The organism is Pseudomonas sp. P4_D7, from assembly GCF_056401755.1.
In genome coordinates this window covers 41,401-57,296 of record NZ_JBFUIR010000013.1, presented here as the reverse complement: position 1 = coordinate 57,296, position 15,896 = coordinate 41,401, and the positions used below count along the sequence as shown (strand labels likewise).

15 protein-coding genes are annotated in these 15,896 nt (G+C 59.7%); 10 read left to right on the top strand and 5 right to left on the bottom strand.

The window, feature by feature from the left end; genetic code table 11:
- The 5 genes from AC1DVF_RS11010 to AC1DVF_RS10990 all read left to right on the top strand — a co-directional run bounded on the left by AC1DVF_RS11010 (position 1) and on the right by AC1DVF_RS10990 (position 3,309).
- Positions 1-732 (top strand): adenosylcobinamide-GDP ribazoletransferase, encoded by a 732-nt coding sequence (locus tag AC1DVF_RS11010; protein ID WP_477782457.1) that lies wholly within the window; start codon positions 1-3, stop codon positions 730-732.
- 175 nt (positions 733-907) lie between these two features.
- Entirely contained in the window at positions 908-1,312 is a 405-nt protein-coding gene (locus tag AC1DVF_RS11005) for a MarR family winged helix-turn-helix transcriptional regulator (protein ID WP_007919794.1), read from the top strand.
- A gap of 53 nt (positions 1,313-1,365) precedes the next feature.
- Positions 1,366-2,574 (top strand): MFS transporter, encoded by a 1,209-nt coding sequence (locus AC1DVF_RS11000; RefSeq protein WP_093440060.1) that lies wholly within the window; start codon positions 1,366-1,368, stop codon positions 2,572-2,574.
- Complete coding sequence (locus tag AC1DVF_RS10995) at positions 2,571-2,693, top strand: hypothetical protein (protein WP_256573964.1); 123 nt, start codon at positions 2,571-2,573, stop codon at positions 2,691-2,693. Before AC1DVF_RS11000 ends, AC1DVF_RS10995 begins: the two co-directional genes overlap by 4 nt.
- A gap of 55 nt (positions 2,694-2,748) precedes the next feature.
- Complete coding sequence (locus tag AC1DVF_RS10990; RefSeq protein WP_414926784.1) at positions 2,749-3,309, top strand: glutathione peroxidase; 561 nt, start codon at positions 2,749-2,751, stop codon at positions 3,307-3,309.
- A 132-nt stretch (positions 3,310-3,441) separates the two neighbouring features.
- On the opposite strand, the gene AC1DVF_RS10985 is transcribed toward AC1DVF_RS10990, so the two are convergent.
- The 3 genes from AC1DVF_RS10985 to AC1DVF_RS10975 all read right to left on the bottom strand — a co-directional run bounded on the left by AC1DVF_RS10985 (position 3,442) and on the right by AC1DVF_RS10975 (position 5,843).
- Complete coding sequence (locus tag AC1DVF_RS10985; protein WP_034156220.1) at positions 3,442-4,713, bottom strand: OmpP1/FadL family transporter; 1,272 nt, start codon at positions 4,711-4,713, stop codon at positions 3,442-3,444.
- A gap of 147 nt (positions 4,714-4,860) precedes the next feature.
- Complete coding sequence (locus tag AC1DVF_RS10980) at positions 4,861-5,343, bottom strand: hypothetical protein (RefSeq protein WP_093440074.1); 483 nt, start codon at positions 5,341-5,343, stop codon at positions 4,861-4,863.
- Between the two features lie 275 nt (positions 5,344-5,618).
- Complete coding sequence (locus tag AC1DVF_RS10975; RefSeq protein ID WP_034156218.1) at positions 5,619-5,843, bottom strand: hypothetical protein; 225 nt, start codon at positions 5,841-5,843, stop codon at positions 5,619-5,621.
- A 962-nt stretch (positions 5,844-6,805) separates the two neighbouring features.
- Here AC1DVF_RS10975 and AC1DVF_RS10970 point away from each other — a divergent pair.
- Entirely contained in the window at positions 6,806-7,129 is a 324-nt protein-coding gene (locus AC1DVF_RS10970) for an SEL1-like repeat protein (RefSeq protein WP_093440078.1), read from the top strand.
- A gap of 175 nt (positions 7,130-7,304) precedes the next feature.
- Positions 7,305-8,669: a DNA recombination protein RmuC gene (locus AC1DVF_RS10965; RefSeq protein WP_176470067.1), complete on the top strand. Its 1,365-nt coding sequence runs from the start codon at positions 7,305-7,307 to the stop codon at positions 8,667-8,669.
- Between the two features lie 84 nt (positions 8,670-8,753).
- Here the strand turns inward: AC1DVF_RS10965 and AC1DVF_RS10960 are convergent, their stop codons facing one another.
- Positions 8,754-12,224: a hybrid sensor histidine kinase/response regulator gene (locus AC1DVF_RS10960; RefSeq protein WP_477782456.1), complete on the bottom strand. Its 3,471-nt coding sequence runs from the start codon at positions 12,222-12,224 to the stop codon at positions 8,754-8,756.
- A 222-nt stretch (positions 12,225-12,446) separates the two neighbouring features.
- Positions 12,447-12,989 (bottom strand): TetR/AcrR family transcriptional regulator, encoded by a 543-nt coding sequence (locus tag AC1DVF_RS10955; RefSeq protein WP_460090230.1) that lies wholly within the window; start codon positions 12,987-12,989, stop codon positions 12,447-12,449.
- 91 nt (positions 12,990-13,080) lie between these two features.
- Between AC1DVF_RS10955 and AC1DVF_RS10950 the strand changes: the two genes are divergently transcribed.
- From AC1DVF_RS10950 to AC1DVF_RS10940, 3 genes are all read left to right on the top strand, one after another.
- Complete coding sequence (locus tag AC1DVF_RS10950; RefSeq protein ID WP_477782455.1) at positions 13,081-14,268, top strand: MFS transporter; 1,188 nt, start codon at positions 13,081-13,083, stop codon at positions 14,266-14,268.
- A gap of 51 nt (positions 14,269-14,319) precedes the next feature.
- On the top strand, positions 14,320-14,631 hold the full coding sequence (locus AC1DVF_RS10945; RefSeq protein ID WP_095051094.1) for a cupin domain-containing protein: 312 nt from the start codon (positions 14,320-14,322) through the stop codon (positions 14,629-14,631).
- Positions 14,632-14,736: 105 nt separating this feature from the next.
- Positions 14,737-15,888 carry a TDT family transporter gene (locus tag AC1DVF_RS10940; RefSeq protein WP_477782463.1) on the top strand — a complete coding sequence of 384 codons (1,152 nt, stop codon included), beginning with the start codon at positions 14,737-14,739 and terminating at the stop codon, positions 15,886-15,888.
- Positions 15,889-15,896 lie beyond the last annotated feature (8 nt).

Below are 15,896 nucleotides of genomic sequence, written 5' to 3'. Positions count from 1 at the left end.
ATGTTGCCGCTGTGGATCGCCCTGCAATTTCTCAGCAGCCTGCCGATTCGCCTGTCGGGGATGCCCGAGCCGGAACAGCTTGGGCGATCGTTGCTGTTTTATCCGCTGGTGGGGCTGTTGTTCGGGCTGATCCTGTGGGTGCTGAATCTTGCCTTGAGCGGCGCGCCGTTGCTGCTGCATGCGGCGTTGCTGCTGACGGTTTGGGTGGTGCTCAGCGGCGCACTTCACCTGGATGGTCTGGCCGACAGCGCTGATGCCTGGCTCGGCGGTTTTGGTGATCGCGAGCGTACGTTGACGATCATGAAAGACCCGCGCAGCGGGCCGATTGCGGTAGTGACGCTGGTGCTGGTGTTGCTGCTCAAGTTTGCTGCACTGCTGGCGCTGATCGAGCAAGGGCATGGGCTGGTGTTGATCATTGTGCCGCTGCTCGGGCGGGCGGCGCTGTTGGGGTTGTTTCTGACGACGCCGTATGTACGTGCGGGTGGGTTGGGGCAAGCGTTGGCGGATCATTTGCCGCGCAAGGCCGGGTGGCGGGTACTGGGCTTCAGCGCATTAGTCTGCGTGCTGATTGCCGGATTCAGTGCCGTCGTTGCGCTGATGATCGCTGTCGGTGTGTTTGTCTGGTTGCGGCAGGTGATGATGCGGCGGTTGGGCGGGACGACGGGCGATACGGCGGGGGCGTTGCTGGAATTGCTGGAGATGGTGGTGTTGGTTGGATTGGTTTTGATCTGACAGTTTTGGATTGTCTGTGCTGGCCTCTTCGCGAGCAGGCTCGCTCCCACAGGGGATCGCATTGCAAATGTAGGAGTGAGCCTGCTCGCGAAGGCGGTTTGTCAGGCAGCACAAATGTTATGGGTAAACTCATCTGTAACTTGATTTAACATAGTCGCGGGTATATACACGCATCATGCTTCCTTCTCAGTGTTTGTGCACCAACCTGCGTCGCGCCGCTCGTGGCGTCAGCAGGCATTACGACGGCGCTCTCGACGGCTTCGGGATCAACGTTGCCCAGTATTCTTTGCTGTGCAATCTGCAGCGTCTGGATCAACCGAGCATTTCCGAACTCGCCGAGGCGATGGGCCTGGATCGCAGCACCCTCGGGCGCAATCTGCGGGTATTGGAAGGCGAGGGGCTGGTGGCGCTGGCCGAAGGCGAGGACATGCGCAACCGTATCGTCAAACTCACCGAGACCGGCGTGCAACGCCTGGCAGCGGCACTGCCGGCCTGGGAAGCAGCGCAGCAGCGGTTGATTGACCGACTGGGCGCCGAGAAGCGTGAAACCTTGCTCAGATTGCTGGATGAACTGGCCTGAGGCCGGTTTTTTCCAAACTCAAGCGGGTATATACCCGCAAGCGGAGAATAACAATGACATCGATGTGGCGTACGTGCGGTTGGGTGTTGCTGGGGAGTGCGCTGATCCTGGCGCTGTCATTGGGCGTGCGGCACGGCTTCGGGTTGTTCCTGTCACCGATGAGTGCGCAATTCGGCTGGGGACGTGAGGTGTTTGCTTTCGCGATCGCCCTGCAGAACCTGATCTGGGGTCTGGCGCAACCGTTTACCGGTGCATTGGCTGACCGCTTCGGCGCGGCAAAAGTGGTGCTCGTCGGTGGGGTGCTCTACGCGGTGGGTCTGGTGTGCATGGGCCTGTCTGATTCGGCGGTAACGCTATCACTGAGCGCCGGCCTGCTGATCGGCATTGGTCTGTCCGGCACCTCGTTCTCGGTGATCCTCGGCGTCGTCGGCCGCGCGGTGCCGCCGGAAAAACGCAGCATGGGCATGGGTATCGCCAGCGCCGCCGGTTCTTTCGGCCAGTTCGCCATGTTGCCGGGTACCCTCGGCTTGATTGGCTGGCTCGGCTGGTCGGCGGCGTTGTTGGTATTGGGCTTGCTGGTGGCGCTGATCGTGCCGCTGGTGAGCATGCTCAAGGACAAGCCGCTGCCGGTGCTTGGCCATGAACAAACCCTGTCCGAAGCGTTGCGCGAAGCTTGCTCGCATTCCGGGTTCTGGCTGCTGGCGTTTGGTTTTTTCGTTTGCGGTTTTCAGGTGGTGTTCATCGGTGTGCACTTGCCGGCCTATCTGGTCGATCAGCATCTGCCGGCCAGTGTCGGCACCACGGTGCTGGCGTTGATCGGGCTGTTCAATATCTTCGGCACCTACACCGCCGGCTGGCTTGGCGGACGCATGTCCAAGCCGCGCTTGCTCACCGCGTTGTATCTGCTGCGCGCAGTGGTGATCGTGTTGTTCCTGTGGCTGCCGGTGACGACCACGTCGGCGTACCTGTTTGGCATGGCCATGGGTTTCCTGTGGCTGTCGACGGTGCCGTTGACCAACGGTACGGTGGCGACCTTGTTCGGAGTGCGAAACCTGTCCATGCTCGGTGGCATCGTGTTCCTCTTCCATCAGTTGGGATCGTTTCTTGGCGGCTGGCTGGGCGGGGTGGTGTATGACCGAACCGGGAGTTATGACTTGATCTGGCAAGTGGCGGTTCTGCTGAGCCTGCTGGCAGCCGCGCTGAACTGGCCGGTGCGTGAGCGTCCGGTCGCACGCCTGCAAGCCGCAGCGAGCGCCGCATGAGCCGATTCTGGCGACGATTGGCCATCACGGCACTCGGCGCCGCTGTGCTGGCGCTGGTGTGGTGGGGCTGGCAGCAGGGCGGCCTGGCCTTGATGCAGTTGGGCATGAGCATTTGCTAGAAGCGGGCATGACGAGTAACGTCGAATCCTGAACGACTGCTCAAGGATGCTCGACATGCTGATGCGCTGGTGTGCTGTTCCCGCGTTGCTGATGGCGTTGACTGGTCTGGCCCAGGCTGCCGACTGTCCCGAATTGCTGCAAGGCTCGCTACCCAAGTTGCGAGCCAAGGAATCCATTGATCTGTGCCAGCAATACGCCGACAAGCCGCTGGTGGTGGTCAACACTGCCAGTTTCTGCGGTTTTGCGCCGCAGTTCGAAGGTCTTGAGGCGCTGCATAAGCGCTACGAAGGGCAAGGTTTGCAAATGCTCGGGGTGCCTTCCAACGACTTCAAACAGGAGTCCAAGGACAGCGCCGAGACTGCCAAGGTCTGCTACGCCAACTATGGCGTGACGTTCAATATGACCGAGCCACAAAAGGTTCGTGGTGATGACGCTACGCATCTGTTCCAAGTGCTGGCAGCACAGAGCAGTGCGCCGAAATGGAATTTCTATAAATATGTGGTTGATCGCCAAGGCAAGGTGATCGCCAATTTTTCCAGTCTGACCAAGCCGGATGATCCGGAGTTTATCGCCGCGATCGAGAAGGCTATCGCCTCGAAACCGCTGAAACCTTAGCGCTGTTTTTTGTGGGAGCGAGCCTGGGAAGTGTGTTGTGGTGGTGAGTAAACTCAAGGCAATAAAAAGCCCCGCTTTCTGCAAAGAGAGCGGGGCTTTTTTGTCGGCGAGGGTTAGCCTCGCCGTGCAGCATCAGAAGCGGTAGGTCGCGCCGACACCGAAACCGTTTGCCGAGTTTTCATACTTGGCGTCGTAGGTCTGACCACGATCGTTTTCGTTGCGGATCTTCACCGACTCTTCCTTCAGGTACGAGTAGGCAACGTCGATGGTCAGGTCTTCAGTCGGGCTCCAGCCGGCACCGATGCTGAAGATGGTCCGGTCGCCGGTCGGGATGCGTGGCGAACGGTCGACGTTGTTGGTCGGCGACTGGTCGAAGGTCAGACCGGTACGCAGTACCCATTCCTTGTTCAACTGATACGAAGTACCCACGGCGTACGCCCAGGAGTCGTGCCAGTTCTGGTCTTCGGTGATCTCACCGAACTGACCGGCGAGCAAAGGCTGCACACCAGAGTTCTTGACGGTGATTTTTTCCAGCTGGCTCCAGCGGGTCCAGGTCGAACCGGCATACACGTTCCAGCGATCGTTGATCGCCTGGGTGACCGAGAAGTCGATGGATTCAGGCGTGGTGATCTTCAGCGAAGCATCGTACTTCTGGTTGGCGCCCAGACCGATCGCACCGAGCACACCGTAGTTGACCTTGGTGTTGCCTTCGAGCTTGTAGTCGACTTTCGAGTGGTAAGTCAGACCCAGACGCGTGGTGTCAGTGGCTTGTACCAGCACACCGATGTTGTAGCCCAGCGCGGTGTCGTCACCCTTGATCTTGACCTTGCCATCCGGCGCGGCCTGAGTGATCGACAGGTTGGATTCCAGCGTACCGTCGATGCGGTTGATGGTTGGACCAAAACCGATCGACACCTTGTCGTTGAAGGCGTAACTGACGGTTGGCTGGAAGGTGATCACTTGTACTTCGGACTTGCTACCGAAGTAACGGCCGGCAAAGCCTTTTTCATAGTCGGTAATCAGGCCAAACGGCACGTAGACGCCGAGGCCGAATGCCCAATGATCATCGATCGGTTTGACGTAGAAGCCCATAGGTACGGAGGTGAAGGGCACCATGTCGCCTTTGTTGCTGCCGCCGTTAGGGCTGGAGCTGGCATCGCTGATATCGGTTTTTGCATCAAGGAATGCAACACCGCCAGTGACTTGTTCGCGCTTGAGGCGCGACATGCCGGCAGGGTTGCCATAAACAGTGCTTGCGTCGTCGGCAGAAGAAGATCGTCCAGCGTAACCGGTGCCCATCCCGCTGATACTGTGTTCGTTGATGGCAAAGCCAGCTGCGAAGATCTGTGTGGATGCCATGGTAACGGCGAGGCTAAGGGTGGTTTTGAGCATGACTTTTTTCATTATTAGAACTCCTGATGATCACCGGGGCGAAAATTACCAACATTTTCGTCCCAGCGCTATAGTCCGTATGCCTTGAGTTAGAGCGGTTTTGTAGGACAATCCGACCAGATTCGCGACCTGTTGGCCGATCTTCTGAAACCGGACGGATCAGCAAGCGATCTGATTCACCGTTGAAACACAGGTGTGCCAAGCGTAAGTGAAGTCGCGCAGACGACCTTGGGGTTGAAAGGTCTGACGCCAGATACGCGCCATTCCCAGCAAATCGTTGGAGTCGGGGAGGGTGGGGTTTTGTTCTTCTACCAGCAGCCAGGCAATGGCCGTGGCGTAGCGCAGATTGACCGTCAGTTCCAGGTGCGGGCCGGTCAGAAAAGCATGCTGACTGGCGAGGCCGCGAACCAGGCTGGCACGTTCCGGATCGAGCGCCAGATAGTCATCCCAAAGGGCCTGATGGCGATGCTCGGCGATACGGTAGAGGCCGTGGCCACGGCGGTCATGGAGGGCGGAACCCAGGGCAGACTGGCTGGCGGCGATACCCAGCAGCAGAGATTCGGCAGTTGCGCTGTGGCGTCCCAGATAAATCAGCGTAGGACGGATCACGTAGCGGCACAGTTCGCTGGCAGCGATACCCATAACACCCTCGGTTCTTGTTATTAATGGCGAGTCCTGAAGGGGGGGCTTGGCAGCTGTGGATCGGTTCAGGCTCGCCGCAAGCGGATCACGCCGCTTGAGTTGAAGTGTAGTGTCATATTCGCGACGTAAAGGACTGTTTTTAAAATATTTCCCGCTGCGGGGAATATCCGTTATATCCGATGGTGCTTAGCCACTGAGGGGTAAAAGCGAAACATCAGGCAATAAAAAGCCCCGCATTGTGTGCGGGGCTTTTGCTTTTGCAGCCTTTTCGGCTCTCAGGCAATCAGTGCCTGACGGGTACGATCGATCACGGCCTGCAGCGGTTCAGCGCTGGAGTACTGATCGGGGTACAGACGCTCGCTGTGGCGGGCGATACCGTGTTCGTTGACCAGTGTGAAGCTGAAGCAGCCTTTGCGAGCGGCCATGATCAGGCAGTTCATTGGTGCAAAAGCGTTGGTTAGGGTGCGAATGGCATCCTGAGTATGGATTTGAGTAGACATAGTTATTAGGTGTTCCTACAAATGACACGGATAAGAACCGTGCAACGTTAAAACGTTCCAGTAACGTCGACCACCATTGGTCGAACGAAGAACCCGACTGGAACAAAGCAGCCAGTTTGAAGCGCTATTAAGTTGGCGCGCTTGGGCTGGCAGGTAGGTACTTAGGAGGGCAGGCATCACAACGAGGGCAAAGGTTCTGGGCCCGGGGTGAAGATCCTGATCAATTTGCAGGTTGGTTCGGTCAGAGTAAGTGTTCTTCGCAACACCCTTCACGTCATTGGAAGGCTGTGTTGTCGCAAGATTTACCTGGAAACCATCGAGGGGTCGTTCCCGCTTTTTTCGGTAGGGCTTCTTGGAAGAAGGCAGACCGTGGGGATGTGTTCGACCGGAATTGACTTTCAGCTTGGTACTAACGCCGCGGATACTAACGGATCGAAACGGGTAAAGCAAACTTCGAGTAGAAAAACATTGCAGAGGCCGATTGAGTCTGCTTTGGGGGGCGCAGAATTGCCCGCATTTGGCGCAGCGCTTGACCGTCGGTCGGTGAAGATTTGTTCATCAAGCCGCGTGCCAGGCCGGTTTATCCCCAGACCGGTTAGCAAAACGACCCGAAAAAGCGCATCGATATAACCGGGTAACAGGTACTTGTGCACATTAGTTGCGCAAGCTGTAACGGCACTGTCATACCAATCCTGACTCCACTGGCTGCCTGCATCGAAAGTTTAAGTCAATGAAAAACATCGCTTTTTTTTGTTGGTGAAAAAATCGTCAGTTTGACTGCGAGCCCCATTCCATAAGGCTTTGCGGCGGTTGGAGGGCGGTTGTCCACTGAGTTATCCACAGCTTCTGTGGATTGTCCCGAGCGCTTGCTCTAGGACGGGCGTGCCGGGTTGTTTTTCGACTTTACCTGTAAGAAAAAGAGAGTAGAGTGGCGCGCCTTCCGATTCGTCCCACAGTGCTTTATGAAGTTTCGCTCAGTATCAGACTCTGTTACCTCACAACCTTCTCCTGTTACCCCGCCCAAGCGATTTTCCGTTCGCGTCGCAGAATGGCTGCTCGACAGCCCGCGCCTGAGCGACAGTCATAATGCCAAGCACATCGCAGGGCGCCTGCTCAAACAACCGGCGCGTGAAGGCGTGGTGGCTGCGCAAAGCCGTCTCGGTCAGTTGATGTGCCGTGAGTGCGGTAACGCCCGGGATCGTCGCATCGGTCAGGATCTGCTGCGTCAGGCCGCTCGTGCCGGTGACCGTCGTGCGCAACAGGAACTCGGTCTGCTCGAAGACTGAGCTGTCCAAGACCTGACACCTTGGTTAACCTTCAGGCTTTATAAGATCGGCGGGAGTGGCTATGGCGATGGACTTGACCAGCGTATTGCTGGGGCTTGCAGGGGCGGGATTGCCACTGCTGGCGCTGGCCTGGCAACTGCAACGCCGGGCGAGTAACGGCCAGGCCGAGGTCGCCTTGCTCGAAGAGCGGCTGGCCATGGCGCAACTGGCGCAGGACGGACTCAACGCGCAGCTCGACGCCAGTCGCGATGAAGTCGCCGATCTCGGCCAGGCCAACGCCGCCAAGCAAGCTGATCTGGCAGCGCTGCGCCGGGAAGTCGAGCTGCTGCAGATCGAGCGTGATGACGCCCGCGATGCCTCCCACGCCTGGAACCTCGAGCGCGCGAACAAGGAAGCTGAGCTGCGCCGCCTCGACGCACAAGCCGCTTCACTGAACGCCGAACTGCGCGAGCAACAGGAAAGCCACCAGCAACGCCTCAGCGACCTGCAAGGCTCGCGCGATGAACTGCGTGCGCAGTTTGCCGAACTGGCCGGGAAGATTTTCGATGAGCGCGAGCAGCGCTTTGCCGAGACCAGTCAGCAGCGGCTCGGGCAGTTGCTTGATCCGCTCAAGGAGCGCATCCAGTCCTTCGAAAAACGGGTGGAAGAAAGTTATCAGGCCGAGGCCCGCGAGCGCTTCTCGCTGGCCAAGGAACTGGAACGCTTGCAGGCGCTCAATCTGCGCCTGAGYGACGAAGCCACCAACCTCACCCGCGCCCTCAAAGGCCAGAAAACCCAAGGCAACTGGGGCGAGCTGATTCTTGAGCGCGTGCTCGAACACGCCGGTCTGGAGAAGGGCCGCGAATACCAGACCCAGGTCAACCTCAAAGGCCCGGATGGCGAGCGCTTCCAGCCTGACGTGATCATTTACCTGCCCGGCGACAAGCAAGTCGTGGTGGACTCCAAGGTGAGTCTCACCGCCTATCAGCAGTACGTTGCAGCCGACGACGACAGCCTCGGGCAGATCGCGATCAAGCAGCATGTATTGTCGTTGCGCAATCACGTCAAAGGCCTGGCCGGCAAGGATTACAAACGTCTTGAAGGCCTGCACAGCCTCGATTTCGTTTTGCTCTTCGTGCCGATCGAGGCCGCATTTTCGGCAGCCTTGCAGGCTGAGCCATCGCTGTTTCAGGAAGCCTTCGACCGCAACATCGTGATCGTCAGCCCGACCACCTTGTTGGCGACGTTGCGGGTGATTGACAGTCTGTGGAAGCAGGAGCGCCAGAGCCAGAACGCCCGGGAAATCGCCGAGCGCGCCGGGTGGCTGTACGACAAGTTCGTGCTGTTCATTCAGGATCTGGATGAGGTCGGCAATCGCCTGCAGCAGCTGGACAAAGCCTACAGCTCAGCGCGCAACAAGCTGACAGAAGGACGCGGTAATCTGGTCAGTCGCAGTGAGCAGCTGAAATTGCTCGGCGCCCGGGCGAGCAAGAGCTTGCCGGCGGATTTGCTGGAGCGGGCGATGACCGATGTCGATGGTCTCGTCGAACTCCCTGAATAAAGATCAAAAGATCGCAGCCTCCGGCAGCTCCCACAGGATGTACGCCATACCAATGCAGGAGCCGGAGGCTGCGATTTTTTGCTTCTACAGCGGTAAATACCGACTCAACAACGCCCGCAACGCCGCCGGCTTCACCGGTTTGGCCAGATAATCCAGCCCCGCCGCATGCACCTGGGCGACCATCTCCGGTCGCCCGTCAGCGCTGATCACCACCCCCGGCACCGGCTCACCTAGGCTCGTGCGCAACCACGCCATCAGCTCAGTGCCGGTATCGCCGTGGTCAAGGTGATAGTCGACCAACGCCAGTTGCGGTCGCACGCCGTCATTTAACAGTGCTGCACATTCTTCGCGATTGCGCGCTGTCCACACCTGACATCCCCAGCGACTGAGCAGGCTGTTCATGCCGATCAGAATGCTGTCTTCATTGTCGATGCACAGCACCCGCGCGCCGCTTGGCAACCTGCCATTTATTTCGGCTGCAGCGCTTGCCGGTTGGGCCTGCGAGTGAGTGAGCGGCACGCTGACGCTGAACACACTGCCGCGACCCGGCCACGAGCGCACCCGCAAGGTGTGACCGAGCACCCGGCACAAACCATCGGCAATTGCCAAACCCAGGCCGAGGCCTTTTTCAGCGCGGGTCTGATGACTGTCGAGGCGTTTGAACTCTTCGAAAATCACTTGCTGTTTATCTTCCGGAATCCCCGGCCCGCGATCCCACACCTCCAGGCACAGTTCGCCGCCACGTCGACGCACACCGAGCAACACCGGACCCTTGGCATAACGGAAGGCGTTGGTGAGGAAGTTCTGCAGAATCCGCCGTAGCAATTTGATGTCGCTGTCGATGCGCAGATGGCTGCCGCGCACCCGGAACTTCAAACCCTGTTCCTGCGCCAGTGCCTTGAATTCCGCGCCGAGGGTGTCAAACAGTTCATTGACCGCAAACGGCTTGCGATCGGGGTTGATCTTGCCGTTTTCCAGGCGGGAAATATCCAGCAGATCGCTGATCAGGTCCTCGGCCGAACGCAGTGAGCTGTCGAGGTGCTGCACCAGTTTCTGCGCCTCGCTGCTCAAGCCGTCGTCCTGATGGGAGAGGGCGGCGGAGAACAGCCGAGCGGCGTTCAGCGGTTGCATCAAGTCATGGCTGACCGCCGCGAGAAAGCGGGTTTTCGACTGATTGGCGGCTTCGGCGGTGCCCTTCGCCTCGGTCAGCGCGACGTTGAGTTGCGACAGCTCCTGGGTGCGTTCGCTGACCCGTTGTTCCAGCCCTTCATTGGCTTCGGTCAGTGCCTGCTCGGCTTCGCGGAACGCGGTGATGTCGGTGAAACTCATGACGAAACCGCCCCCCGGCATCGGGTTGCCGATCAGCTCGATCACCCGGCCGTTGGGGAACAGCCGTTCAGAGGTGTGCGCGCGGCCCTGACGCATCCAGTGCAAGCGGCGGGCAACGTGGACTTCCGCTTCGCCGGGGCCGCACAGGCCGCGCTCGGCGTTGTAGCGAATGATGTCAGCAATCGGCCGACCGACGCTGATCAAGCCGTCGGGGTAGTTGAACAGCTCCAGATAACGACGGTTCCAGGCCACCAGTTTCAGTGACTGGTCGACCACGCTGATGCCTTGGGTGATGTTCTCGATCGCACCCTGCAGCAAGGCACGGTTGAACTGCAGCACCTCGGAGGCTTCGTCGGCGATGCGGACGACGTCCTCCAGCTGCATTTCCCGACCTTCGATGGCGGCTTTTACCACTGCGCGCGTCGACGAAGCGCCGAGTACACCGGCCAGCAAGCGCTCGGTATGGGCGATCCATTCGCCGTCGGCATTCTGGTTGGGGTTGAAGCCTTTGCCTTGGCGATAGGCGAAGCGAATGAAGCTCTGGCGCGCACGTTCCTCACCGACAAAACGCGCGGCCAATTGCAGCAAGTCGTCGATTTGCACCGCCAGCATCGAGCGTGCGCTCGGCCGCGCACTGATCTCCTGACCGATGAAACGTCCGGCCTGCCAGTGTTCCGATACGCGGGTACGCGACAGCACCGAAACCCAGGCGAACAGGGTGAAGTTGCCGGCCAGCGACAGCACTACGCCTTGGGTCAGCGGGCTAATTGGCAGGTTCAGCGGATTGCTGTGCAACCATGCCAGCCCTGGAAAACTGCTTAACGACCAGCCGAGGCTGTGCGCGGCGATCGGCAGGATCAAGGTGTAGAACCACAGGAAAGTACCGGCCGCCAAACCGGCGAAAACGCCGCGCCGGTTGGCCTGTTTCCAGTACAGCGCGCCGAGCATGGCGGGCGCCAGTTGAGTCACGGCGGCGAACGCGATCTGCCCGATGGTCGCCAGGCTTGCCGTCGAGCCGAGCAAGCGGTAGCTGACATAGGCGAGCAACAGAATCACCACGATGCTGACGCGGCGTACCGAGAGCATCCATTGGCGGAACACCTCGAACGGGCGCTCGGCGTTGTTGCGCCGCAGCAACCACGGCAACAGCATGTCGTTGGAGACCATGGTCGACAACGCCACGCTGGCGACAATCACCATGCCGGTCGCCGCCGACGCGCCACCGATAAAGGCCAGCATCGCCAGCGCCGGATGGGCCTGCGCCAGTGGCAGGCTGATCACGAAGGAGTCGGGCAGCACATCGCGCGGCAACAGCATCTGACCAGCGAGCGCGATCGGCACGACAAACAGTGCGGCCAAAGCCAGATAGGCCGGAAATACCCATTTGGCCAGGCGCAGATCCTGCGGGTCGATGTTCTCCACCACGGTGACGTGGAACTGCCGGGGCAGGCAGATGATCGCCATCATCGCCACGCCGGTCTGCACCACCATCGAGGGCCAATTGATGGTTTCTTTCCAGTATTCCTCGAGGCGCGGTGCGAGCATGGCCTGGTTTAACAGATCATCGAAACCGTCATACAGGCCATAAGTGACGAAGGCGCCGACGGCGAGAAAGGCGAACAGTTTGACCAGCGATTCGAAAGCAATCGCCAGCACCATGCCACGGTGGTGTTCGGTGGCATCGAGGTTGCGCGTGCCGAAGACGATGGTGAACAGCGCCAGCACCAGCGACACGATCAGCGCGGTGTCCTGGGCGCGGGTGCCCATGGCGTCGGCACCGGCGCCGATCAGCAGGTTCACGCCGAGGACGATGCCTTTGAGTTGCAGGGCGATGTAGGGGAGGACGCCGACCAGACAGATCAGCGCGACGACCACCGCCAGCGATTGCGATTTGCCGTAGCGCGCGGCGATAAAGTCAGCGATGGAGGTGATGTTCTCCTGTTTGCTGATCATCACCATTTTCTGCAGGACCCACGGCGCGCCGACAAGAAGCAGGATCGGCCCGAGGTAAATCGGCAGGAATGACCACAATTGCTCGGCGGCTTGACCGACAGCGCCGAAGAACGTCCAGCTGGTGCAATAAACCGCCAGCGACAGGCTGTACACCCAGGCACGCACGCGCGGCGGCAACGGCGCGCTGCGGCGATCGCCGTAGAAGGCGATGGCGAACATGATGGCCATATAGGCCAGGGCGACGGCGGCGATCAGCCCGGTGGACAGCGACATGCAACACTCCCGACAAAAGACTCCCCGGCACTCCTGCCCGGGCGGACAGTCTCGCATGCGCGGGGCGGTTAGTCAGTGTCGACCAAGGTCGTGGCGTGGTGGGGTGTCGCAGGCGGGGAACCCCTCGGTTTCTGGGGTGATCGGGTGGGCCCCTTCGCGAGCAGGCTCGCTCCCATATTTGCGATGCATTCCACTGTGGGAGCGAGCCTGCTCGCGAAGGCGTCAGTCCTGACGCAGCGCAATATCGATCAGCCGATGCAGTTCAGCCACCTCCAGCGCCGCCGCCGAAAACAGAATCCGGAACACCACCGGCGCAACCACCAGGTTGATCAACCGATCAACACTCGGCGCCATTTCATCCGGATACCGCTCAACGATCGTCTGCAATTGCGCACTAATGATCGTCACGCAATAGCCCGGCGTAGCACTGGCCTGCACGTCGCGCATCATGTTGCGCCCAGGCTCCGAACTCATCTCGTCGAGGTATTGCTCAGCCCACGCACGAATATCACTGCGCAAGCTGCCGGTTTGCGCCGGTTCGCTGTCCGGACGCATGCGGGCGAGGGCGACGTCGGCCAACAATGCCGACAGGTCACCCCAGCGCCGGTAAATCGTCGACGGTGTAACGCCTGCCCGCGCGGCGATCTGCGGGACGGTCACGCTCGAGCGCTCCTGTTCTTGCAGGAGCGCACGGACTGCCGAATGAATTGCATCTTGCACCCGGGCACTGCGGCCGCCGGGGCGTAAACCTTCTTTAATAGCCATGCGGCAGACCTTAACACAAAGAATTTGCTTTAAGCGCAAGGCAGTAGCACACTCCGCAAAAGCAAAAAATTAGCTTTTGCGGAGTGTGCCCATGACCAGCCTTGCTTCCAATCGATCCAGCCTGTGGTTTCTGGCGATTACTTTACTGAGTTTTCTCGCAGCATCCACGGCGCCAACGCCGCTGTATCACCTGTATCAGGATCAACTGCACTTCTCGGCTGCAGTGCTGACGCTGATCTTCGGTGTCTACGCCCTCAGCCTGTTGGCGGCGCTATTAACCGTCGGCTCGCTGTCCGATCACCTCGGACGCAAACCGGTGATCTTCACCGCCGTGTTGCTCAACGCGTTGGCGATGCTGCTGTTTATCTACGCCGACAGCGTGGCGTGGCTGATCAGCGCGCGTGTTCTGCAAGGGTTTGCCACCGGCATGGCCACCGCTGTTTTAAGCGCAACGCTGCTCGACACGGATCGTCAGCAGGGGCCGTTGATCAACAGTGTCGCGCCGTTGCTCGGCATGGCCTTGGGCGGCATGGGTTGCGGTTTGTTGGCGGAGTTTGCGCCGGCGCCGTTGCAACTGACCTATTGGCTGCTGCTCGCACTGTTTGTATTGCAAGGCATTTATGTCTGGCGCTTATCGGAAAGCGTCACTCCGCAAGCCGGGGCGTGGGCCTCGTTGCGGCCGACACTGCACGTGCCGACTCAAGCGCGAGCCACTTTGTGGCGAGTGTTGCCGCTGAACACGGCAACCTGGGCGCTCGGCGGCTTTTATGCATCGCTGGCACCGTCATTGGTGCGCACCGCCACTGGCTCGGACTCGAATCTGATCGGCGGCGCCACCGTTGCGGCCCTGACCGTGACTGGTGCGCTGATGATTTTCACGATGCGCAATCGTCCTGCCGTCCGGGCCTTGCAGTTGGGCGCGAGCCTGCTGCCGATCGGTCTGGTATTGATTCTGCTGGGCGTGCACAGCGCCAGCCTGTCGCTGTTTTTCCTCGGCACGCTGGTGGCCGGTTGCGGCTTTGGCTCGGGATTCCTCGGCGCCGTGCGCAGCCTGGTGCCGCTGGCCTTGCCCCATGAGCGGGCAGGATTGATGGCGGCCTATTACGTGCTCAGTTATCTGGCGTTCTGTCTGCCGGCGTTGCTCGCCGGGCACTTGTCGCGTAGCTACGGTTTGCTGGCAACCACCGATGGTTACGGGGTGGTGTTGATCGTGTTGGCCATTGGCGCGCTGCTGCTCAGCCTGCGCCCAGCCGCAGCCAAAGTGTGCCGCGCTCCATAACCCCCTCGATTTCGGTTAGCCTTGCCCAGCCTTCTTCTCACGGATCGACTCATGAAGATTATTCGCAGCAAGACCTTCACCGCCGAGCGCGCCTGGGGCGCGCTGGACATTGCCAACATGAACGGCATCACCACGCGCCTGCACTGGACGGATCAGCCGTACAAATGGCACATCAACGACGGCGAGGAAGTGTTTGTGGTGCTGGATGGTCAAGTGCTGATGCATTACCGCGATCTGGGCGAAGAAAAACAGGTGCAGCTTGAGGTCGGTGACATCTTCTATGCGAGTGTCGGCACCGAGCATGTCGCCCATCCGCAAGGTGCAGCGCGGATTCTGGTGATCGAGAGCGAAGGCAGCGTCTGACTGCTTATTGGTAAAACAGATAACAGTTAGAGAAATTACCCGTTATATAGATATTCGATTCGGTTCTACCATGGACTCAACCTCACCAGAGGAGAGGACTCCATGATGACTTGCCCCAACAGCGCCAAACCCGGCATCAAACCGTTCAGCCAGCTTCAGCATCCGCGTGAAGTGATCCGCCAGTTCACCCCCAACTGGTTCGCAGCGACCATGGGCACTGGTGTGCTGGCGTTGGCGTTGGCGCAACTGCCATTGGCCATTCCAGGCCTGCACGCCATTGCTGAAGGTTTGTGGTTGTTCAACATTCTGTTATTCAGCCTGTTTACCGTTGCCTACGCCGCACGCTGGATGCTGTTCTTTGATGAAGCGCGGCGGATTTTCGGCCACTCCACTGTATCGATGTTCTTCGGCACGATTCCCATGGGCCTGGCGACGATCATCAACGGCTTTCTGCTGTTTGGCCTGCCGCGCTGGGGTGACGGCGTGATTCACCTCGCCGAAGTGCTGTGGTGGATCGATGTGGCCATGTCGCTGGCTTGCGGCGTGTTGATCCCTTACATGATGTTTACCCGTCAGGAACACAGCATTGATCAGATGACCGCCGTCTGGTTGCTGCCGGTCGTGGCGGCAGAGGTGGCGGCGGCCAGCGGTGGTTTGCTCGCGCCGCATCTCACCGATGCCCATTCACAACTGGTGGTACTGACGACAAGCTACGTGCTCTGGGCCTTTTCCCTACCGGTAGCGTTCAGCATTCTGACCATCCTGCTGCTGCGTATGGCCCTGCACAAACTGCCCCACGAAAACATGGCAGCCTCGAGCTGGCTGGCCCTCGGCCCGATCGGCACCGGTGCGCTGGGCATGTTGCTGTTGGGCGGTGATGCGCCGGCGATATTCGCGGCGAACGGTCTGCCCGGTATCGGTGAAATCGCCTCGGGTGTGGGGCTTATTGCCGGGATAACCCTGTGGGGCTTCGGGCTGTGGTGGATGCTGATGGCGCTGCTGATCACCGTGCGCTACTTGCGTGACGGCATCCCGTTCAACCTCGGCTGGTGGGGCTTCACCTTCCCGTTGGGCGTGTATTCGCTGGCAACCCTGAAACTGGCGAGCACCCTGAACCTGACGTTTTTCAGTGTCGTCGGCACGCTGTTGGTGATGTTGCTGGCGCTGATGTGGCTGATCGTCGGCAAACGTACCGTGCAAGGCGCCTGGCGGGGCGAGCTGTTTGTCTCGCCGTGCATCGCAGGTTTGAAGAAATAACCAGAAAA